The following is a 21092-nucleotide window of genomic DNA, read 5'->3' as shown; positions in this document are numbered from 1 at the left end:
CCCGTCGCCCGTGAGGCGTCGGCGCGCTGTTCCCACCGGAGGCGGCGCTGCGAGCCGCCCCGGCCGTCACCCGCTCCGTGGTTGCGGCCTCAGCCGGTGGTGCGGAACCGCGAGCGCCCCTCGGAGATCCACCACGCGCGGTAGCGCTCCTGGGCGGCCTCCCGCTCCTGCCGCGGCAGGTCCTCGTAGTAGCCGAAGTACTCCTTGGTGACGCCCTTCAGCTCGTCGATCGCCGCGCGGCGGATGGCAGGCTTCTCGTGCGTGAGGGCGTCGATGATCCACTCGATGCGATGGCGCTCGCCGTTCCTCGACCACCACGACAGCCACCTGCGCGCGTCTCGGCCGAGATCGTCCCGCGTGACGACGACCAGCGCCCGCGCGGCCGCCTCGACGATCGCCTCGTGAGGATCGGTGAGCGCGCTGATGAGCGCAGGCACGCTGGCTCCCGAGCGGATCTCGGTCATCGTCTCGATGGCCGCGAGCCGCCGCGCGGACGATTCTTCGCGGTCGCGCGCGATGTGATCGAGCCCCTGCAGGATCGGGCCGCCCGCAGGCGGCGCCGCGATCAGCGAGGCGGCCGACTGGATCGCGATCCGCCGCACGGAGATGCTGTCGTCGAAGAGCCGTGGGAGCAGCGCGTTCGCGGCCTCCGGGTACGGCAGCTCGCCGAGCACGTGCGTGGCCCACAGGCGCACCTCGGGATCGGGCGAGGCGCTCCGCACGGTCATGAAGGGCAGCGCCGGGCGCCGGATCGCGACGATGAGCTCGAGCAGCGGCCCGCACTGGGAGGCGGGGGGCGCGGTGGCGACGATCGCGGCGCCCTCCGGGCCGGCGAGCTGCTCACGGAAGCGCTGACGATCGACCCGGAGCGGACCGGGAAAACGCGCGGCGACGATCGAGATCGCCGTGTCGCCGTTGCGCACGAGCTCGGCAAACGCCCTCGCGCCGGCCTCGCCGCCCGCGAGGACATGTTGAAGGAGCGAGGTGTACTCGGCGCGCAAGTCGCCGGCCGGCGACGGCGAGACCGCGGCGCGCCGCTCGGACGGGGGCCTCGCGTACGCCGTGGCGGTCTCGACGGCAACAGGCGTGCGGCGGCGCCACGAGGGCCGCCCCGCGGCCGGCGCCGGCCCGAGCTCCCGGTGCTCTTCTGCGCCCGGCGTGATCGAGCTGTCGAGCATCCACGGAGGCCGTGAGTACCGCTTCGTCCGCGCCTCTTCCGGCTCGCCGAGATCGAGGTCCTCCGACGCCGAAGGGACCGGCGCCGCAGGGATCTCGAGGTCGGGGATCTCGTCGATGATCGCCGGCGCCGACGACGCTGCGGCGCGCGGCCCAGGCAGCGGCGTGACCGCCGGCATCATCGGCGCTGTGACCGCCGGCATCATCGGCGCCGTGACCGCCGGCATCATCGGCGCCGTGACGGCCGTGCCCGACACGACGTCAGCGTCCACCTCGCGGCCCGACCGGAACTGCGGCTCGGAGCCCACGCGCTGTGCGTTCGGCGTCGGGGCCGGCGGGATCGTCGAGCTGAAGGCCATCGCGTGCGCGACACCTTCGTCCGGCCGCATGGGATCGGCCTCCACGCCGGTGCCGCGAAGGCCGAAGGCCCGCGCGACGGCGTCGATCCCCGGAGCGCCGTCCTCCGTGGTCCAGCCGCCCTGCGGCCGTACGGCTTGCGGCGCGACGTCCGAGGAGTCGGCGGGCGGGGGCTCTCCCGCGTCGCGATCTGCATCGGCCGCAGGCAGCTGCGCTCCCGCGGCGGCGACGTGCGAGCCGTGCGCGTCCCCGCGGACCATGCTGCTCAGCTCCATGAGCGCGGCGCGGGTGCGCAGGGAGAGCGGGCCATCCGAGGCCTGCTCGTCCATCGGCGCAGCGGCGTCCTCCGGAGGCGCAGCGGTATCCTCTGAAGGCGCGGGCGCTTTCTGCTGCGGCGCGGGCGCTTTCTGCTGCGGCGCGGGCGCTTTCTGCTGCGGCGCGGGCGCCTTCTGCTGCGGCGTGGCGGCATCGTGGGGCGCCGGGCCGTCGCTTTGCTGGGCTCCACCGCTGCGGTTCTGCTTCTTCCGCAGAATGAGCCGCTCCAGCACCGTCGCCGCGATGCCGGCGAGCGCGATGAGGTCTCCGATGCTCGAGAGCTCGACCGATGTGGCACCGTCGTCACCGTAGATGAGCGCGACGACGCGGCCGCGCACGACGATCGGGACGACCGCCACGGCGGCCGCATGGCCCTTCCTGCCGAGCTCGCGCTGGAGCTCGGCGTCAGGTGCACTGCCAGCGATGGCGGTGACGACCGGCGCGCGGAGCGTGCGCGCCCTGGCGAGGGCGCTCGGGCGTTCGAAGGGCACGGCGATCTTCGTGACGCGCTCACGCTCGGCGCCTGGACCTGAAGCGTTGCGGCCTTCAGCGCGCTCGCCGTGCACCGTGAACAGGACCGTGTACTCGAAGTACTGTTGAGCGAAGTCGAAGAGGACCGCGAGCACCTCTTCGCTCGAGCCGACGGCGGCGAGCGACTGCTCGGCCATGGCCAGCGTGAAGGGGCCCTTGCGCCTCTGCGCAGCGGACGCAGACCGTCCCGCCTCGCGCATGGAGACCTTCGCCGCCGGTGCGCTCGAGGAGAGCTCGCGTCGCTCCGCCGGAGGCGCCGCAGGTGCCGACGCTGCGGGTGCCGGCGCCACAGGCGCTGACGCCGCGGGTACCGGCGCCGCAGGTGCCGGTACTGCAGGTACCGACGCCGCCGGTGCCGACGCCGCGGGTTCAGATCCGTCAGGCTGCTGCTGGAGCGCCGCAGCGGCGCGCGGCAGCGGCTCTTGCTGAGGCCGGTGCGCCGCAGAGGCCCGCTTCAGCCAGCCCGTCAGGAGCTGAGTGCCTGGCGCTGGCGAACGCACGCCGGACAGCGCCGATGCCGGCGAAGCCGCTGCTTTCGGGGCCGGCTCCGGGATTTCGATGGGCGGCCCCGAGGCTTCCACGGGAGGCGACGTGTGCGCGGCCTCCGATGCCGCCAGCGACGAAAGGTGCGGCGTGAGCTGCTCGGAGCGCGGCGTCGGCACGGCCGGCTCGATCGCCGGCTCTTCCTGCAACGCAGCCGCCTGGCCGGGATGCGCGGCCGCCTCACCAGGAGGTGGTGCGGCGCGCTTGGAAGCGACCGCCTCGACCCGAGGCATGTGCGCCTCGGGATAGCGGAGCGAGGACAGATCGAGCGGATACGCAGCGACGACCGTCGGCTCGTCATCCATCTCGTGGAGCGGCGGCTTCCTCGGCGTGGGCACCGCCTCGTTGAGCGCGACGTCCGCGGTGACCGTGTCCTCGTCGTAGATCGAGGTCAGCGATTCGACCGTCGGAGCATCCTCGATGCTGGGTCGCTTCTGCAGGGTCTCAGCAGCATCCTCGAGCTCATCGACGCTGGCCGGCGAAGCCGCGTCGACTCCTGGAGGCGCCGTGGGGCGGACGCTGGCCGGCGAATCCGCCTCGCCGCCATGGGGCGAGGCCCCAGCGAGCTCGGCCGAAGGATCCGCGACGACCTCGGCAGGAGAAGCCGTGCCGACCTGCGCGGACGAGCTGGCGTCGACCGTCGCATGCGGAGCCGCGTCGGCGCCCGCGGGTGAGGCGGACGGCAGCGACGCTGCCGGCGGGACCGCAGGGCCAGACTGGCTCGCCTGGTTCGACTCGTCGGGGCTCGGCTCGGCGCGTGCGTCGAGCTGCTTCACGAGCCGCGACAACCGCCGCTCCAGCGCCACGCCGTAGTGCTCGGCGAGCGCCTGGCGGATGCGCACCAGCGGCGCGGCGAGCTGCCGCAGGCTGACCCCCAGCGCGAAGCTCAGCTCCTCCGCCACCGGCAACGCGAGGGGCTCTGCCGTGGCGATGACGAGCGTCGCCTCGCGCTGCGGGGCTCCCGTCGCTGCCACGTCGAGGCCAGAGCGTACGTCGAGGGGAAACACGCGGTGCTGGACCGCAAGATCGACCGGGATCGTCCGGAGCACCTCGGGCGACGCGGGCCGCAATCGGCCCACGGCGGGCGGGAGCCCGAGGCTCTCTGCGAGCAGCGCCGTGAGCTCTCGCTCACGCACCGCCCCCAGCTCCAGCACATTCGTGGCGAGATCGCCACCGTGGAGCACTTGGCGGGCGATCGCCTCCTCGACCACCCGCATCGAGGTAACCCCATGCTGCACGAGGAGAGAGCTCAGCGTCGGCATCGAGGCGCATTCATCGGTGGGCGGTGGAAGTTGGAGCACGCTCGCGACGTGCGACCGAGTCCATCCTAGACGAAGTCTTCATCGGACACGATCCGCGCGTTGCGAGCCCAGGGCAGGACCTCATCCTTCATCGCCGCTCGCGCTTGCCGCGGAGCCGCGACCCTTCGTCTCGGGGGGAGAGCCCCGTCGAACGGCGCCGAGAGAGCACGTGAATCGCAGCCCCGTCGCCGAGAGCCCCGAGGCCGGCTCCGTGGGCCCGCCGTCCGCAGGCTCGGACGACGACTCCACGGTCAGCCCGCCCCCGTGCGCGCCGAAGATGCCGCGCGCGATCGCGAGCCCGAGGCCCAGCCGCTCTCTACGGCGCGGCGCGACAGGGTCGGCGGGGATCGCCGCCCGCTCGCCGAACGGATCGAGCAGCCGGGCGAGCGGCTCCGGCGCGACGGGGCCGGCCTCGTCGATGACGGTCACCACCGCCTCACCGCCAGAGATCGAGACGCGCATCTGCACCGGGCGATCACGCGAGCGCAGGATGGCGAAGCCGAGCACGTACTCGATCGCCACCCGGAGCAGCTCCGGATCCCCCTCCACGGGGGCGCCCCCGTCGGGCTCGGCATCGAAGGAGATGCGCACGCCACGCGCGGTGGCCGCTTCCTCGAGATGCCCCGCCGCGCGGCGGGCGAGCTCGCCTGCATCGCACGAGGCGATCGCCATGGGACGGCTCGCGTCCGCGCGGAGCCAGATGGAGTTGTCGAACTCGTCGAGCAGCCGTTTCAGCCGCTCGCCCGCCCCGCGCACGCGCTCCAGCATGTCCCGCGGCGCCGCCCCGAGGTCCTTCTGGTAACGCAGGAGATAGTGGACCCCCGCCAGCATGGTCGCCAGCTCGCCCCGAAGATCGTGGCCCACACGCGCGAAGAACTCGTCATCCATCCACATAAACGCCTGCTCCGAATATGCAGCAGCGCGGACCTCGAGCATCAGACGAGCAAGCCAACTGTCGTCGGGGCTGCCCCGAAACAGCGGTCGCCGGAGGCTGGGGGTGAACCGCGCAGAGACCCCCATCTGCGCTGGACAGTTGATGGTTGCGGATAAGCGACCTGGGCACAAGGTGTACCTGGGGTTCAGGTTCCGCCTCCACCAGCGCGGGGGGGCCTTTCCAGAAACGCCGGCGGGAGGCCGTTGCTCTTCGTTGCTCTCCTTCCACGCTTCCGCGCATCAGCGCATCGAAGCCCGAGCACCTGGGGAGCGCTGTCAGCCGAGCCGCGAGCGGGGGAGCATGTCCGAGGCAGAGCGCAGAGAGTTCACCGAGCATCACGACGAGCAGGGAGACGAGGATACCCTGGTGATCGAGCGGCGGCGCCGGGTCCTCATCGTCGATGATGATCCCGATTTCCTCGTCATGGCGGAGGCGGCGCTCGCTGCGCACGGCTTCCTGGTAGAGCGGGCAGCCGGCGGGCTGCGTGGCGTGTTCCTCGCGACGCAGGACGTGCCGGATGTGATCCTCTGTGACCTGAGGATGCCCGGCATCGACGGCTTCGTCGTCGCCGAGGCGCTGCGCGCCGATCCGGCGACCCAGCACGTCGCCATCTTCGCGTGCACTGGCCGTCGCGATCTCGAGGCCCGCGCCGCCCTCAACGCCTCGGCGTTCGACGGTGTTCTCGTGAAGCCGGTCGACTGGGACAGCGCTGCTCGTTTGCTCCACGAGATCGTCGGCGTCCGCCGACCCTACGGACCTACCTAGGACACGTCAGGAGCAACCTGAAAGCCCTTCAGGGCAAATGCAGGATAACCCCTGCGTGGGAGGGGAAATGCCCGGCATTGTGCCCGCAATCAGGTATACAAACATGACGTGACCCGAGCGGATCGCCCCCCTACATGACCCTGCGTGAGAGGCCGGCCGAGCGATGCCGGAGCCCCTTACGACCGATCGGGCGGCGCGGCGCGCCGAGGAATGGAAAGGTTCACTGGGATGGAAGTGAAGTCTGATGACAACGCGGTCTCGCCGCTCGTCCTGGTCGTGGACGACTTCCAGGACAACCGGGAGATGTTCGCGGAGTACTTGTCTTTCTCCGGGTTCCGCGTGGCCGAGGCGGCGACGGGGCGCGAGGCGCTCGACCGCGCCTTCGAGCTGATCCCGGACCTCATCCTGATGGACCTCTCGCTCCCCGAGATCGACGGCTGGGAGGCGACGCGCCACCTCAAGAGCGATCCTCGCACCATGCGGATCCCCATCGTCGCCCTCACAGGTCACACGCTCGCGGGGCACTCGCGCGAGGCGAAGGACGCGGGGTGCGACGCCTTCCTGACGAAGCCGTGTCTGCCGGACACGCTCGTGCTCGAGATTCGCCGCCTCCTGTCGCGCGGCAGCGCGTCATCGCAGCCGGAAAGCGCGCCCTGACGCGCCGCGAATCCCCTCTCCACAGCCAGCAAAACCTACACAGCGCTCGCGAGCTCCGCGAGGCGCGTGCCCTCACGAGACCGCGAATAGCGCACGTGCGCTCCCGCGCTGCCAGGACTTGACTGCGGCACCACCTGACTATTCTCGGTGCGGTCTTTCTGGCTAACTGAGGGCTTGAGAGGCACGAGGGGACAAGAATGGCGGGGGTGACGAGAAAAAAAGCCGGGAAGAACGCGGCGGACGGCGCCGATGCAGCGCACGGCCGCACGCTCCGCGGGCGCACCACGGCGGCGCCGCTGCGCGCTCCGAAAAGAAGCTCGACGTCCGCTACAGCGAACGGGCCTCGATCCGCGGGACCGGCGACCCTGCGCGCCAGGGCGCCCAGGCGATCGAAGGCGGACGCGGAGCGGCTCGCCCCTCGAGGCGACGCGGCCAAGCGCGAGCGGATCATCGAGGAGCAGCGCCAGCTTCTCGAGCGCCGCGCGGAGGCGGCAGAGCGCATCCTGCGCGAGACCGTATCCACCATCTCTCATGACCTCAGGAACTCGCTGAGCGTGATCGTCGTGAGCGCCCGCATGCTCATGCGATCCGTCCCTCAAGAGGGCCCGGGTAGGCGGCAGCTCGAGGCGATCACCCGCGCGGCGGACGAGATCAACCAGCTCGCGCAGGACCTGGTCGACGCCATGAGCATCGAGAGCGGCTCGCTGAAGGTCGGCAAAGGCGCGCACGAGGTCGAGCCGATCCTCGACAAGGCGATCGAGCTCGTGGCGCCCACGGTCGCGCTGAAGCCGCTCGAGATCGCGAAGGAGCTGCCGCACGACCTGCCGCCCATCGCGTGCGATCGGGAGCGCATCGTCCAGGTCATCGCCACCCTGCTCGGCAACGCCATGCGCTTCACGCCGAAGGGCGGACGCATCACGGTGCGCGCCGAGCCGTCGGGCACCGACGCGCGATTCTCGATCTCCGATACCGGACCTGGGATCTCCCCGGATCAGCAGCCGCTGCTCTTCGCTCGCCACGCGTCCCCTCGAAGGCCCATGGGACAAGGGATGGGGCTCGCGGCGTTCGTCACCAAGGGCATCGTGGAGGCCCACGGCGGTACGATCTGGGTCGAGAGCTCGCCCGGCCAGGGCAGCACGTTCTTCTTCACCATCCCCGCCGCCGGGCTCTCGGTGCGCACAGCCACCTGAAGGGCACGAGGGTCACCGGGGCGCGCCCCGAAGGCGGAGCGCGCATCAGGCGGGATCCCCCCTGACGCGGAGGGCGCGCGCGGCGTCAGGCCGGTCCGAGCGCCGAGAGCCAGCGGCGGAGGATCGCGCGACCCTCGGACAGCTTTCGAAGCGACGACCACTCGTTGCGCTGGTGCGCCTGAGCGTTCTCGCCGGGGCCGAAGTTGACCGCAGGCACTCCGAGCTCCGCGAAGCGGGCCACGTCGGTCCACGCCTGCTTCGGCTCGACCGCGGCGACGCCCGCCTCGCGCAGCGCGACGACGAGCGGGTGCGACGCGTGCGGCGGCGCCGAAGGGCTGAGGTCGCGCCAGGCGATCTCGGCGCGGCCGTCCACGAGCCCCTCGATGGTCCGCTGCGCCTCCTGGATCGACGTCCCAGGCGGGAAGCGGTGGTTCAGGTTGATCGTGAACTCGTCCGGAACGACGTTCCGCCCGCGCCCGCCCTGCGCCATCGTCGCCGTCGTCACGGCGCGGTAGACGAATCCGTCGATCTCGACCTCGCGCGGCGCGAGCGCGGCGAGCTCGCACAGGAGCGGGCCTGCCTTGTAGATGGCGTTCTCCCCTTGCCACGGCCGCGCGCTGTGCGCCGTCCGCCCGCGGAACGTCAGCCCCGCGTGGAGCGACCCGCTCGCGCCGAGGCTCAGCCGGTTGTCGCTCGGCTCGAGGCACACCGCGAGATCGAGCGCGCGGAGGTCCGGCTCGCGCTCGATGACCAGCGCGAGCTCGTTCTCCAGGTACGGGCCCTCCTCCCGCGCGTAGAACACGAGCGTCAGATCCACGCCCGCGATCGCCTCCCGCTCGCCCTCGACGAGGTCGAGCATCAGCGCGAGCCCTGACTTCATGTCGCTCGCGCCGGGGCCGTAGAGGCGATCCCCCTCGATCCGCGGCGGCCCGTCGTGCGAGGTGCGCACCACGTCGAGGTGCCCGGCCAGCGCGATCTTCGGGCCGCCCGTGCCCTGCGTCACCTGCACGACGAGCGAGTCGCCATGGCGGCGCACCGGCGCGGCGAGCCGAGCCCGACCGAGCCGCTCCGCCACCGCGCAGCACAGCTCCTGCTCTTCGCCCGTAGGCGACGGGACGGAGCAGAGCCAGAGCAGCGTGTCCGCGAGATCGGCCGCGGCCGCCGCGTCCGCGTCGGAGCGCGCGCTCACACCGGCACCGCGAAATCTCGCAGCGCCGCGTTCAGCGACACCTTGCGGTCCGTCGCCTCGCTCCGCTTGCCGATGATGAGCGCGCAGGGGATCGAGAACTCCCCTGCGGGGAAGCGCTTCGGCCGCGTTCCCGGGATCACCACGCTGCGCGCGGGCACACGGCCGCGGTACTCGACGACCTCCGGCCCCGTGACGTCCAGGATCGCCGTCGACGCGGTGAGCACCACGCCGGCGCCGAGCACCGCCTCCTCCTCGACCACGACGCCCTCCACCACGATCACGCGGGAGCCCACGAAGACGCCGTCCTCGATGATCACCGGCCGCGCCCCCGGCGGCTCGAGCACCCCGCCGATGCCGACGCCCCCGGCGAGGTGCACCCCTCTGCCGATCTGCGCGCAGCTGCCGACCGTCGCCCAGGTGTCGACCATCGACCCCGAGCCGACCCACGCGCCGATGTTCACGTAGCCGGGCATGACGATCGCGCCCTGCTCGAGGAACGCGCCGTAGCGCACCGTCCCCGGCGGGACGACGCGCACGCCCGCCTTGTCGAGGCCGCGCTTGAGCGGGATCTTGTCGTGGAACTCGAAGGGGCCGGCCTCCATCACGCTCATGCCGCGGAGCGAGAAGTAGAGCAGGATCGCCTCCTTGATCCACGCGTGCGTCACCCACCTGTGCGGCGCGCCCTCGCCGGTGGACGCCGCGCCTTCGCCGCCCACCTGCGCGGTCTTGTCGGGCTCGGCGACGCGGAGCTGGCCTTGATCGAGGCACTCGATCGTGCGGAGGACCGCGGCCTCGTGCGCGGGCGAGCGCAGGAGCTCGCGGTCACGGAACGCCGCCTCAACAAGGGACTTCATGGATTCTTCGGTGGCCATGGCGCCGCCTTTAGCACGGCCGAGCCAGCACCGGCACCGGGGTCAGAACGTCATGGTGACGACGCGCCCGCCCGTCCCCTCGACGAGCTCGATGCGCGCGCGGCGCGCGACGACGCGGGCCACGGCGGCCGCCCGCTCGCCGCCGTCGCGCAGCACCACGTCGAGCGCGACCGCGGGCGCCCCCTCGCGCGGGCCGCGCTCGGCGATGCGCACCGTCGAGCGCCCGTCCGAGAGGCGGGACACGGTGAGGTGCGGGCTCGATACGCCCGCGGCGCTGACGATGCCGACCGTGAGCTCCATCAGCCCGCTCACGGCGCGCACGTCGCCCTCCACCTCGTTGGCGCGGCCGTCGGAGGAGGCGATCGAGATGCGGACCACGGGCCGCCCCTCGGCCGGGGCGGCGCTCCAGTTGCGGAGCACGTCGATGAGATCGAGCGGCGTCGGGCGCAGCTCGAGGGTCGCGATCACGAGCTCGGACAGGCGCAGCGCGCCGCTCAGCTCCCGGGCCGTCCTGCGCACCGACGCCTCGAGCCCGAGGCGCTGCCGCGCGTCGATGCCGCGCTCGGAGCCGCCGCGATCTCCGCGGCCGCGGCCAGGGCCACGCGCCGGAGAGGCGCCCGCCGCGGCGCGGGACAGCTCGTCCGTGAGGCGCGCGACCTCGACGCCCGCGTGGCCGAGGACCGCGCAGGCGGCGTCGGCCGCCGCGGCGTCGGCCGCCACGGCGGCGTCGGCCGCCACGGCGGAATCTGTCTCAACGAAGCCGTCGCGGACCGCCGCGGACAGGCTGTCGAGGGCAGTGACGAGCGCCGCGCACCCCTCGCACACCTCCGGCAGCGCGAGCGCGACCCCACGCGGCCCGACGCGGCGCGAGCCGAGCAGGTGCGCGAAGCTCTCGATGCCCGCCGCGCCGTCCCGCGCCGCGCCGAGCGCAGCCGCGAGCCGCTCGCCGAGCATCAGGTCGTCGCGCTCGGGGCGACCTCGTAACCCGCGAAGAAGTAGCCGATCTCCCGCGCGGCGGTCGCCGGCTTGTCGGACCCGTGGACCGCGTTCTCACCCACGTTCGCCCCGTAGAGCTTGCGGATGGTCCCTGCCGCCGCCTTGGCCGGGTCCGTCGCGCCGATGACCTCGCGGTACTTCGCCACCGCGTCCTCGCGCTCCAGCGCCATCACCAGGATGGGGCTGCGCGACATGAACGTCACGAGCTCGTCGAAGAAGCCGCGCCCGCGGTGCTCCGCGTAGAAGCCCTCGGCCTCCGCGCGGGTAAGGTGGATGCGCTTCATCGCTTTGACCGTGAAGCCCTCCTGCTCGAGGCGGGCGACGATCGCGCCGGCCGTGTTCTTTTCCATCGCATCAGGCTTGATGATTGAGAGAGTTCGCTCGAGGGCCATGGGCGGCCCAGTTAGGCGAAAACGCCGAGCGTTGCAAGCGCCACGCATTCCGTCCTGGGAGGCCACCGCCCGCCTCGCTGCACGATCACCGCCGGATCGCGCTTCCGTCATCGCTGTTCGTCCCGCCACACCGCTCCAGGCTGCTCTCTCGGCCGCGCCCCCGGTTGTGGGTCGGCGGCGTCCGACCCGCCCGCCGTCCGTCTCGGCTCTCCGCGCTCTCCTCGCGCTCACGCTCCATCTCGTCCTTGTCGCAATTCCGTCTCGCGAGAGCGACGCGCGACACGCGCGATCGCCATCAAGCTGTCACAATGCGCTGCTACATACATCGGCCATGCCGAGCCATGTGCTCATTGTGGAGGACGAGCGCGACCTCCAGCGCGTCCTCACCTACAACTTCCGTCAAGCCGGGTTCGATGTGGTGTCCGCCGGGAGCGGAGAGACAGCGCTCCGCGCGGTCAAGGAGGAGCGGTTCGATCTCGTCCTGCTCGACCTGATGCTCCCGGACATGTCGGGCACGGAGATCTGCCGCCGCCTCAAGCAGAACCCGCAGACCTCGGCGGTGCCAGTCATCATGGTCACGGCCAAGGGCGAGGAGATCGACCGGATCGTCGGCTTCGAGCTCGGAGCCGACGACTACGTCGTCAAGCCGTTCAGCGTGCGCGAGCTCATCCTGCGCGCCCGGGCGATCCTCAAGCGCTCGGAGAGCCCGGCGTCGGCGCCGGAGAAGTTCGACTTCGGCATCCTGCGGGTCGACCGCGCCGCGCACCGGGCCTGGGTGCAGGAGGCCGAGATTGCGCTGACCGCGCTCGAGTTCCGCCTGCTCATGATGCTCTACGATCGCCGCGGGCGCGTGCTGTCGCGCGATCTGCTGCTCGACGAGGTGTGGGGCTCGCACGTCGACGTCACCGCGCGCAACGTCGACACCCACGTGAAGCGCGTCCGCGAGAAGCTCGGTGCGGCGGGCGACTACATCGAGACCGTGCGCGGCGTCGGCTACCGGTTCCGCGCCGAGCCCGAGATCGCCTAGAGGGCCCATGCGCTTGCTGAGGGGGCTGGGCATCGGCGCGAAGCTCGCGGCGGGGACGGTGCTCGCCCTCCTCGTCGCTGGCGTCCCGATCGAGCGCCTCGCCGCACGCGACATGGAAGCGGCGCTGCTCGCGGAGCACAGCCCGCGCGCCGCCGTCGACGCCGCTCTCCTTCGCTCGCGGCGCACCCTGCTGCTCGGCATGGGCACCGTGATCGTCGTCGCCGTCTCGGTCGGCGCCGCCACGGCCTTCTTCGTCACGCGCCCGATCCGGAGGCTGACCCGCTTCGCGCAAGCGATGTCCGAGGGCGACCTGTCGACGCGCGCCCCGCTGCGCGGCTCGGGCGAGCTCCGCCAACTAGCGCGCTCGCTGAACCACCTCACGAGCGAGCTCTCCCGATCCACCGCCGAGGTCCGGACGGAGCGTGCCTTGCTTGCGGGCATCCTCGACGGGATGAGCGAGGGCGTCCTCGTGCTCGATCGCGACGGGAGGATCCTCCTCGCCAATCGGGCGCTCCGCGCGATGGCCTCCCTCGGCGAGGACGCGCTCGGTCGATCGGTCATCGAGTCGATCCGCAACGCGCGGCTCACCGAGGCGATCCAGCTCGCCGGCAGGCGGGACGAGCCGGTCGACGTCGAGGTCGAGCTCGGGCGGACGCTGCCGAGGCGGCTGCTCGTGCGCGTGTCCCGCCGGAAGGGCCCGGAGCGACTCGGTCAGGATGAGCGCGAAGCCCTCGCCGCGTGGGGCGCGGATCACGACGGCGCGTCCGCCGAGCCAGGGCTCATCGCGGTGTTCCACGACGTCACCGACCTCCGCCGGCTGGAGACGATCCGGACCGACTTCGTCGCCAACGTGTCCCACGAGCTGCGCACCCCGGTCACCGCGATCAGCACCGCCGCCGAGACGCTTCAGCTCGGCGCGCTGAAGGACCCCCATGAGGCCGCCGAGTTCGTCGACGTGATCGATCGGCACGCGAAGCGCCTCCGCCACCTCGTCGACGATCTGCTCGACCTCTCGAAGATCGAGGCGAAGAACTTCCGCCTCGCGCTGTCGGAGCTCGACATCGCCCCCGCCATCGAGCACGTCACGCAGCTGCTCGCGGAGGCGGCGCGCCGGCGCAGGGTCACGCTGATCGTCGACGCCTCCGCGCTCCCGCCCGCTCGGTGCGACCGCCGCGCGCTCGAGCAGGTGCTCATGAACCTGCTCGACAACGCCATCAAGTACGCGGGCGAGGGAGCTCACGTCACCGTGAAGGCGCGCTCGGTCGATCAGCAGGTGACGATCGCCGTCGCCGATGACGGCCCCGGTATTCCGCCTCACCACCTGGGCCGCATCTTCGAGCGGTTCTACCGAGTCGACGCCGGCCGCTCGCGCGATCTGGGCGGCACCGGTCTCGGCCTCGCCATCGTGAAGCACCTGGTCGAGCTGATGAACGGCTCGATCGAGGTCGAGAGCGCCATCGGCCGCGGCACCCAGTTCACCGTCCGCCTGGCGCGCGCCGGGTGATCCACGCGAACCACGCAAAGCCAGGAAAGCGCGGTACTCGCTGTTCCACCTTGCCGTCACGGAGCTGTCACAAAACTCGATTACGCCTTGCTGTGCATGGCTCGAATTCTGCTCACCCTGGCGATGTTCCTCCTGACCGCGGCATGCGGTCGCTCTGATGCCCCCCAAGAAACCGGCTCGCTCCCCGGCGCGAAGAAAGACACCGCGCCGCAGCCGACCGCGGATGGGGACATCACCTTGACGGGCGCGGGTGCGACGTTCCCGTACCCTCTTTACACAAAGTGGATCGCTGAGTTCCAGAAGGCCAACTCCAAGGTCAAGATCAACTACCAGTCCATCGGCTCCGGGGGTGGGATCCGGCAGATCACCGAGCGGACCGTCGACTTCGGCGCCACCGATGCCCCGATGAACGAGGAGCAGCTCGGGAAGGCCGCTGGCATCCTTCACCTGCCGACCTGCCTGGGCGCGGTCGTGCTGACCTACAACCTCGAGGGTGTCCCGTCTGGCCTGAAGCTCACGCCGGACGCGGCCGCGAACATCTTCCTGGGCAAGATCAAGAAGTGGAACGACCCGGCCCTCCAGAAGGAGAACCCGGACGTGAAGCTCCCCGACAAGGAGATCGCGACGGTCCACCGCTCGGACGGCAGCGGGACGACCAAGATCTTCGTCGACTACCTGAGCACGGTCAGCCCGGACTGGAAGAGCGGACCAGGGACCGGGACAAGCGTCAACTGGCCTGGCGGCCTCGGCGCCAAGGGCAATGACGGCGTCTCCGCCCTCATCACGAGCACGCCCGCCTCGATCGGCTACATCGAGCTCGCGTACGCGATGCAGAACAAGCTCACGTTCGCGTCGCTCAAGAACAAGAGCGGGAAGTTCATCACCCCGTCGCTGGAGAGCACGACCGCCGCAGGCGCCGGCGCCGCCACCAAGATGCCGGAAGACCTCCGGATCTCGCTCGTGGACGCCGAGGGCGAGGACGCATACCCCATCGCCGGCTTCACGTACCTCCTCGTCTACCAGGAGCAGAAGGACCTCGCGAAGGGCAAGGTGCTCGGCAACTTCATCAAGTGGGCGATGCAAGACGGCCAGAAGTTCACGAACGACCTCCATTACGCCCCGCTGCCCGCGGCTGTCGTCGAGAAGGTCAACAAGAAGCTCGCGGCGTTGGTCGGGCCTGACGGCAAGCCCCTGCTCACCCCATAACCCCCAGGATGCGCGTCAGCCGTGCGAACAGCGCTCTCCCGCGCGCGGCTGGCGTGCGCGCAGGAGCGCAGGATAGGTCCATGAGCACCGTAGAAGTTCCGATGCAACAAGCCGCCTCGTCTGCGCCACAGAGCGACGCGCCACACGGCACGCGCAGCGCGGATCGAGCGTTCCGCGCCATCCTGACGATGTTCGGCCTGACGGTGCTCGCGATCCCAGCGCTGATGGTGCTGGAGCTCGTCCGATCGTCGCGGCTCGCCATCGACAAGTTCGGGCTGGGGTTCCTCACCGGGCGCGTGTGGGACCCTGCGCGCGAGGAGTTCGGCGCGCTCCCGTTCATCTACGGGACGGTCGTCACCTCGCTGATCGCCATCGCGATCGCCGTCCCCGTCTCGCTGGGTCTCGCGATCTTCCTGTCGGATCTGGCTCCCCACCGGTTCCGCAAGCCGCTCGGGTTCATGGTCGAGCTCCTCGCGGCGATCCCGAGCGTCGTTTATGGCTTCTGGGGCATCGCCGTGCTCCGCCCCTGGCTCCGGGACAGCGTCGAGCCGGTCATCATCAAGTACTTCGGCTACATCCCCCTCTTCGAGGGCCCGCCGCTCGGCTTCGGCATGTTCGCCGCAGGCGTCATCCTCGCCATCATGATCGTCCCCACGATCACGTCGGTGTCGCGCGAGGTGATGCAGGCGGTGCCCCAGCTGCACCGTGAGGCGGCGGTCGGCCTCGGCGCATGCGCGTGGGACACGATCCGCTACGCGGTCCTCCCCTCGGCGCGCTCGGGCATCATCGGGGCCATCATCCTCGGGCTGAACCGGGCGCTCGGCGAGACGATGGCCGTCACCATGATGATCGGCAACGTCCCGAAGGTGAGCGCGTCGATCTTCCACCCCGGCTATTCAATGGCGAGCGTCATCGCCAATGAGTTCGTCGAGGCAACCAGCGACATGTACGTGTCGGCGCTGTCCAAGGTCGCGCTGCTCCTCTTCGGGGTCGCCCTCCTCCTCAACCTCTTCGCCCGGTGGCTCGTGAGCTCGACCAAGAGCAAGCTGGAGAAGCGCGCATGAACAGCGACACCCCTGTCCCCGTGGCGAGCCCCACGAGCGCCCCCAAGCGCACGCTGCTCGAGCCCGCGCCCGGCGAGACGCTGCGCCGCGTACGCAGCTACTTCTTCGAAGGGCTCTGCGTCTCGAGCGCCGTCGTCGTCCTGGTCCCCCTGTTTCTCATCTTCATCTACGTCGTCAGCAAGGGCCTTAGCGGGCTGTCGCTCGACTTCTTCACCCAGCTACCGAAGCCCGTCGGCGAGGAGCGGAGCGGCATGGGCAACGCGGTCGTCGGCACGCTCATCCTCGTCGCCATCGGCTGCAGCATCGGGTTGCCGACGGGCATCCTCGCCGGCATCTACCTGGCCGAGATCGGGCGCGGCAAGCTCGCGGCCGCCATCCGGTTCATCGCCGACGTGCTCGGCGGCGTCCCGTCGATCACCATCGGTGTGTTCGTCTATGCCCTCGTCGTGGTCACGATGAAGCGCTTCTCGGCGCTCGCCGGCGGCATCGCGCTCGCGATCGTGATGCTCCCGACGGTGACCCGCACGACGGAGGAGCTGCTCAAGCTGGTGCCCGCCCACCTCCGCGAGGCGTCGCTCGCCCTCGGCGTGCCGGAGTGGCGCACGAGCCTCCTCGTCGTGCTCCGGACGGCCTCGCCCGGGATCGGTACCGGCGTGATGCTCGCCGTGGCCCGCATCGCCGGCGAGACCGCGCCGGTGCTCCTCACCGCGCTGGGCTCGTCGTACTGGAGCTTCGCCATCGACCGCCCCATCGCCTCGCTGCCGGTGCAGATCTGGCGGAACGCTACATCGCCCTACCCGAAATGGCAGCAGGAGGCGTGGACCGGCGCCCTCGTGCTGATCGTCATCGTCTTCCTCCTCAACCTGCTCGCGCGCATCGCCACGTCGCGGAGCGTCAAGGCGCGCTAAAGGCACTCGATGAGCTCGATTGACTCACTGCACCACAAAGTACGGTCCGGGGAACGCCGCAGCGGGCTCGATACGGACGGCATCGACAGCCGTTCCATGGAGCCAGAGGACGAGGCGCCGCCAGCCAAGATCAGCGTCACCCGGCTCAACGCATACTTTCATAAGTTCCACGCCATCCACGACATCACGCTGGACATCCCCGACGGCCAGGTCACCGCGGTCATCGGCCCGTCCGGGTGCGGGAAGTCGACGTTCCTGCGCTGTCTCAACCGGATGCACGAGCAGGTGCCCGGGGCCTCGGCGAAGGGCTCCGTCATGATCGACGGCGTGAACATCTATGACAAAGCCGTCGACCCGGTGCGTCTACGGCGCCGCGTCGGCATGGTGTTCCAGAAACCCAACCCGTTTCCAACCATGTCGATCCGCGAGAACGTCCTCGCTGGACACAAGCTGAACGGCATCTCCGTCAAGGATCCCACAGGCCTCGTCGAGAAGTGTCTGCGCCAGGTCGCGCTCTGGGACGAGGTGAAGGACAAGCTCGATCAGTCCGGGCTATCCCTCTCGGGCGGCCAGCAGCAGCGGCTCTGCATCGCCCGCGTCCTCGCGGTGGAGCCGGACGTGATCCTGCTCGACGAGCCGTGCTCGGCGCTCGATCCCATTGCAACTGCGCGCGTCGAGGAGCTCATCGACGAGCTGAAAGAGCGGTATACTTGCGTGCTCGTAACACACAACATGCAGCAGGCCGCCCGGTGCTCTGATTATACCGCCTTCTTCTACATGGGGGACTTGGTGGAGTTCGACAGGACCCAGACCATCTTCACCAACCCCAAGGAGAGCAAGACGGAAGACTACGTCACCGGGAAGTTCGGCTGATGGAAGCGGGGGATAGAATCATGCCGACGTCGCACACCAGCAAGGTCTACGAGCACGAGCTACGCACGCTTCGCGAGAAGCTGCTGCTCATGGGGAGCCTCGTCGAGGAGATGATCCAGAAAGGCTCGACCGCGCTCATGACGCGCGACACGGGCCTCGCCAAGGCGACGATCCGGCTCGATCGCCGGATCAACCGCCTCGAGTGCGAGGTCGACGAGCTCTGTATGAGGATCCTCGCGACGCGCCAGCCCGTCGCGTCCGACCTGCGCTTCGTCACCACGGCCCTCAAGATCGTCACCGATCTGGAGCGGGTCGGCGACCTCATGGTGAACGTCTGCGAGCGCGTGCAGGAGCTCAACGAGGAGCCGCCGCTCGCGCCGGTGGCGGAGCTGCAAGGCCTCTCGGACGAGGCGATCGAGGTGGTGCACGAGGCGCTGGACGCGCTGGTCGCCCGCGACTGCGAGCGAGCGAACCAGCTGCTCACGCGCGATGACGTGATCGACGAGCACTACGCCCGCATCTTCCAGGAGGTGCTCCTCGTCATGAGCCGCGACCCGAGCACGGTGTACAGAGCCACGCGCATCCAGTCGATCGCCAAGTACCTGGAGCGCATCGCCGATCACGCGATGAACATCGCCGAGTCGGTCGTCTTCCTCGTCAAGGGGACGGACATCCGGCACCACAACCGCTTGAGGGAGAACGACCCGCTCTCCTCACCGCCGCCGGCTGGGCTTCGCCTGCGCTAGGCTCCTGCGCTGCCCAGAGGCGCCGCCCGGGCAGCGCTAGGCGCCTGCGTTGGTCGGAGGCGCCGTCCCGCCGTGGCCGTGAGGCTCCTTGTCCCCGTGCGTGTGCCCGTGGGGCGCCTCGTGCCCGTGCTCGCCGGCGCAGCGGGCGTCCTCCCATCCGACCCAGTAGGGGCCGTCCGGCCCGTGCTCACGCTTCCAGATCGGCAGGCGCTCCTTGACGCGATCGATGAGCAGACGGCACCCGCGGAATGCCTCTGCTCGGTGCGGCGCGCTCGCGGCGCAGGCCACGGCGACATCGCCGACGTGGAGCGCGCCCACCCGGTGCGTCGCGGCGACGAGCACGCCAGGGAGCTCTGCGGCGATCTCCCACAGGATCCGCTCTAGCTCCGCCTCGGCCATCGTCCCGTAGGCCTCGTACTCCAGCAGCGTGACCGAGCGGCCGTCGTTGACGTCGCGCACCACGCCCAGGAACGTGGCGATGCCGCCCGCGCCAGGGTGAGACACCGCGGCGATGAGCTCGTCGAGGTGGAGCGGCTCGGTGCGGATCCGGCTCACGGCGCGCTCCGCTGGAAATGGCCGGAGCGGCCCCCGCTCTTCTCGAGGAGCTTGATGTCCGAGATCACCATCTCGCGATCGATCCCCTTGAGCATGTCGTAGATCGTCAAGCACGCGGCGCTCACCGCGACCATGGCTTCCATCTCGACCCCGGTGCGATCCACCGCCTCCGCGGCGGCGGTCACCCGGATCGTCGCGGAGGGCTCGTCCACGTCGAGCGAGACCGAGACGTGCGTGAGCGCGATGCCGTGGCAGAGCGGGATGAGCTCCGGCGTGCGCTTCGCCGCCATGATCCCGGCGATCCGCGCCGCGGCCAGCACGTCGCCCTTCGGGGCGTCGTCGCGCGCGACCCGGGCGATGGTCTCGGGGCGCATCAGGACGGCGCCGGACGCGACCGCGCGGCGGTGCGTGATGGGCTTGCCTTCGACAGGCACCATGCGGGCCTCGCCGCTCGGAGAGAGGTGAGTCGAGAGCGCTTCGCCCTCGCCGGGTCGATCAGGGGTTCGCGACATCACCCGGAATCTGACACGGCAGCCGCGAGGACCGGAAGCCGAACGTGATCCGCCCCTGCACCGATCGCCCGCTCCTTCAGCCGCCGATCGCGCGGATCGACACCGCGGAGGCCGTCTCTTCGGTGCAGCCCTTCCAGACCTTGCCGTCCGGCTTGAGGCGCCACGCCTCGTCCAGGCGCAGGCGGATCGCCGCCCGATCGCCGATCTTCGCCTCGCGCGAGGCGTCGACGCCGTCGTCCGTGGCGAGGCACGGACGGAGCACGCCCGTCGAGGAGACGCGCAGGCGATCACAGCTCTCGCAGAACGTGTCGCTCGTGCCCGTGATGAAGCCCACGCGAAGCGACGGGTCGCGGCGAGCGCGGACGTACCTGGCGGGGCCGAGGCCGGGCTCGGCGGCCGCCTCCTCCGGGAGGAGGTGCTCGGCGAGGCGCGCCCGCATCTCGGCCGCGGTGACGAGGTGCTTGCCGACGAGCCGAGCGCCCTCGGCGATCGGCATCACCTCGAGGAAGCGCGGGACCATCCGTCGCTCCCAGGCCCACAGCGCGAGCCGCTCGATCTCGTCGTCGTTCACGCCGCGAAGGACCACCGTGTTCAGCTTGATCGGCGAGAAGCCCGCCGCGACCGCGGCGTCGATGCCATCGAGCACCTGGGCGAGCTCGCCGCCCCGGGTCATCTCGCGGAAGCGCCCCGGATCGAGGGTGTCGATCGAGACGTTCAGCCGGTGCAGGCCGGCGGCGCGCAGCGCCCCGGCGAGCCGCGCGAGCTGCGACGCGTTCGTCGTGAGGGCCAGATCCTCGAAGCCGAGCGCGGCGAGGCACCCGACGATCGACACGATCTCGGGGTGGAGCAGCGGCTCGCCGCCGGTCAGGCGCACCCGCCGGACGCCGGCGTCGCGCAGGGCCTCGAACATGGTGCGCCAGGCGGCCGTCATGAGCTTGCCGTCGGCATAGCCGTCATGCCGCGACGGGCGGCAGTACGTACACGCGAAGTCGCATCGATCCGTGACCGAGATGCGCACGCTCCGCGGCGCGGGCCCCGCGTGCGCGCCAGCTGCCTCGTGGGCGCCGTCGCGGTACGGGATCACAGCGGCGCGCCGCCCGGCGTCTCCGCCGCCGACGAGCGGCAGCGATCGCCTCCGCTGATCGGGTGCGTCGCCCGCATTGCGCGCAGGATCGAGGCCGCCAATAGAAGAAGACATGGCGCGTCCCTCTCGGGTCCTCTAGCTAGCCGCCCGCCACCGGCGGGATGAGCGCGACCTCGTCACCGAAACCTACAGGATCGTTCGGCGTCGCATAGACGCCGTTCACCGCCACCCGGATGGATCCCTTGTAGGGGCCGAGCCCCGGATAACGAGCACAGACGTGCTCCAGGAGCTCCGCTGCGGTGCAGGGGCCAGCCAGCGGCAGCGCCACTTCTCCGGTGCCCAGCACATCCCTCGCGCCAGCGAATGCAAGCACGCGTACCGCTGCATCCATCACC

General features: G+C 70.8%; 20 protein-coding genes. 10 read left to right on the top strand and 10 right to left on the bottom strand.

The window, feature by feature from the left end:
• Window positions 1–89 precede the first annotated feature (89 nt).
• A complete protein-coding gene (locus WME79_RS16765) occupies window positions 90–4184 on the bottom strand; it encodes a hypothetical protein (RefSeq protein WP_437536586.1) in 4095 nt (1364 codons plus the stop codon).
• 120 nt (window positions 4185–4304) lie between these two features.
• Window positions 4305–5117: a sensor histidine kinase gene (locus WME79_RS16760; protein WP_437536583.1), complete on the bottom strand. Its 813-nt coding sequence runs from the start codon at window positions 5115–5117 to the stop codon at window positions 4305–4307.
• Between the two features lie 340 nt (window positions 5118–5457).
• Here WME79_RS16760 and WME79_RS16755 point away from each other — a divergent pair, with 340 nt between their 5' ends.
• The 3 genes from WME79_RS16755 to WME79_RS16745 all read left to right on the top strand — a co-directional run bounded on the left by WME79_RS16755 (window position 5458) and on the right by WME79_RS16745 (window position 7769).
• Window positions 5458–5922 (top strand): response regulator, encoded by a 465-nt coding sequence (locus tag WME79_RS16755; protein ID WP_012235586.1) that lies wholly within the window; start codon window positions 5458–5460, stop codon window positions 5920–5922.
• A 228-nt stretch (window positions 5923–6150) separates the two neighbouring features.
• Window positions 6151–6579, top strand: a complete 429-nt coding sequence (locus WME79_RS16750) for a response regulator (RefSeq protein ID WP_012235585.1) — start codon at window positions 6151–6153, stop codon at window positions 6577–6579.
• A 197-nt stretch (window positions 6580–6776) separates the two neighbouring features.
• A complete protein-coding gene (locus WME79_RS16745; protein ID WP_437536580.1) occupies window positions 6777–7769 on the top strand; it encodes a sensor histidine kinase in 993 nt (330 codons plus the stop codon).
• A gap of 85 nt (window positions 7770–7854) precedes the next feature.
• On the opposite strand, the gene dapE is transcribed toward WME79_RS16745, so the two are convergent.
• The 4 genes from dapE to ndk are packed head-to-tail and all read right to left on the bottom strand — an operon-like array spanning window position 7855 to window position 11218.
• Window positions 7855–8958, bottom strand: coding sequence for a succinyl-diaminopimelate desuccinylase (dapE, locus tag WME79_RS16740; RefSeq protein ID WP_437536577.1), 1104 nt, complete (start codon window positions 8956–8958; stop codon window positions 7855–7857).
• Window positions 8955–9830, bottom strand: a complete 876-nt coding sequence (locus tag WME79_RS16735; protein WP_437536574.1) for a 2,3,4,5-tetrahydropyridine-2,6-dicarboxylate N-succinyltransferase — start codon at window positions 9828–9830, stop codon at window positions 8955–8957. The genes dapE and WME79_RS16735 overlap by 4 nt, the downstream gene beginning before the upstream one ends.
• 42 nt (window positions 9831–9872) lie before the next feature.
• A complete protein-coding gene (locus WME79_RS16730) occupies window positions 9873–10784 on the bottom strand; it encodes a hypothetical protein (RefSeq protein WP_437536571.1) in 912 nt (303 codons plus the stop codon).
• Complete coding sequence (ndk, locus tag WME79_RS16725) at window positions 10784–11218, bottom strand: nucleoside-diphosphate kinase (protein WP_437536569.1); 435 nt, start codon at window positions 11216–11218, stop codon at window positions 10784–10786. Before ndk ends, WME79_RS16730 begins: the two co-directional genes overlap by 1 nt.
• Before the next feature lie 331 nt (window positions 11219–11549).
• Here ndk and WME79_RS16720 point away from each other — a divergent pair, with 331 nt between their 5' ends.
• From WME79_RS16720 to phoU, 7 genes are all read left to right on the top strand, one after another.
• Window positions 11550–12245, top strand: a complete 696-nt coding sequence (locus tag WME79_RS16720; protein WP_437536566.1) for a response regulator — start codon at window positions 11550–11552, stop codon at window positions 12243–12245.
• A gap of 7 nt (window positions 12246–12252) precedes the next feature.
• The gene (locus WME79_RS16715) at window positions 12253–13749 is read left to right on the top strand and encodes an ATP-binding protein (RefSeq protein WP_437536563.1); all 1497 of its coding nucleotides are present in this window, start codon (window positions 12253–12255) and stop codon (window positions 13747–13749) included.
• Between the two features lie 96 nt (window positions 13750–13845).
• The gene (pstS, locus tag WME79_RS16710; RefSeq protein WP_437536561.1) at window positions 13846–14955 is read left to right on the top strand and encodes a phosphate ABC transporter substrate-binding protein PstS; all 1110 of its coding nucleotides are present in this window, start codon (window positions 13846–13848) and stop codon (window positions 14953–14955) included.
• An 80-nt stretch (window positions 14956–15035) separates the two neighbouring features.
• Window positions 15036–16019 (top strand): phosphate ABC transporter permease subunit PstC, encoded by a 984-nt coding sequence (gene pstC / locus WME79_RS16705; protein ID WP_437536558.1) that lies wholly within the window; start codon window positions 15036–15038, stop codon window positions 16017–16019.
• On the top strand, window positions 16016–16927 hold the full coding sequence (gene pstA, locus WME79_RS16700; protein WP_437536555.1) for a phosphate ABC transporter permease PstA: 912 nt from the start codon (window positions 16016–16018) through the stop codon (window positions 16925–16927). The genes pstC and pstA overlap by 4 nt, the downstream gene beginning before the upstream one ends.
• A 9-nt stretch (window positions 16928–16936) precedes the next feature.
• The gene (gene pstB / locus WME79_RS16695) at window positions 16937–17800 is read left to right on the top strand and encodes a phosphate ABC transporter ATP-binding protein PstB (RefSeq protein ID WP_437536552.1); all 864 of its coding nucleotides are present in this window, start codon (window positions 16937–16939) and stop codon (window positions 17798–17800) included.
• Between the two features lie 20 nt (window positions 17801–17820).
• The gene (phoU, locus tag WME79_RS16690; RefSeq protein ID WP_437536550.1) at window positions 17821–18546 is read left to right on the top strand and encodes a phosphate signaling complex protein PhoU; all 726 of its coding nucleotides are present in this window, start codon (window positions 17821–17823) and stop codon (window positions 18544–18546) included.
• 36 nt (window positions 18547–18582) lie between these two features.
• Here phoU and WME79_RS16685 read toward each other — a convergent pair whose 3' ends face one another.
• From WME79_RS16685 to WME79_RS16670, 4 genes are all read right to left on the bottom strand, one after another.
• On the bottom strand, window positions 18583–19101 hold the full coding sequence (locus tag WME79_RS16685) for a molybdenum cofactor biosynthesis protein MoaE (protein ID WP_437536548.1): 519 nt from the start codon (window positions 19099–19101) through the stop codon (window positions 18583–18585).
• Window positions 19098–19613 carry a cyclic pyranopterin monophosphate synthase MoaC gene (gene moaC / locus WME79_RS16680; RefSeq protein WP_437536545.1) on the bottom strand — a complete coding sequence of 172 codons (516 nt, stop codon included), beginning with the start codon at window positions 19611–19613 and terminating at the stop codon, window positions 19098–19100. The genes WME79_RS16685 and moaC overlap by 4 nt, the downstream gene beginning before the upstream one ends.
• Before the next feature lie 76 nt (window positions 19614–19689).
• Window positions 19690–20811 (bottom strand): GTP 3',8-cyclase MoaA, encoded by a 1122-nt coding sequence (gene moaA / locus WME79_RS16675; protein WP_437536542.1) that lies wholly within the window; start codon window positions 20809–20811, stop codon window positions 19690–19692.
• 25 nt (window positions 20812–20836) lie between these two features.
• Complete coding sequence (locus WME79_RS16670; RefSeq protein ID WP_437536539.1) at window positions 20837–21070, bottom strand: MoaD/ThiS family protein; 234 nt, start codon at window positions 21068–21070, stop codon at window positions 20837–20839.
• Window positions 21071–21092 lie beyond the last annotated feature (22 nt).

Origin of the sequence: Sorangium sp. So ce726 (genome assembly GCF_051521405.1) — a bacterium.
Taxonomy (GTDB): Bacteria; Myxococcota_A; Polyangia; order Polyangiales; family Polyangiaceae; genus Sorangium.
The sequence above is the reverse complement of the archived record's forward strand: the minus strand, read 5'-3'. Positions and strand labels throughout refer to the sequence as shown.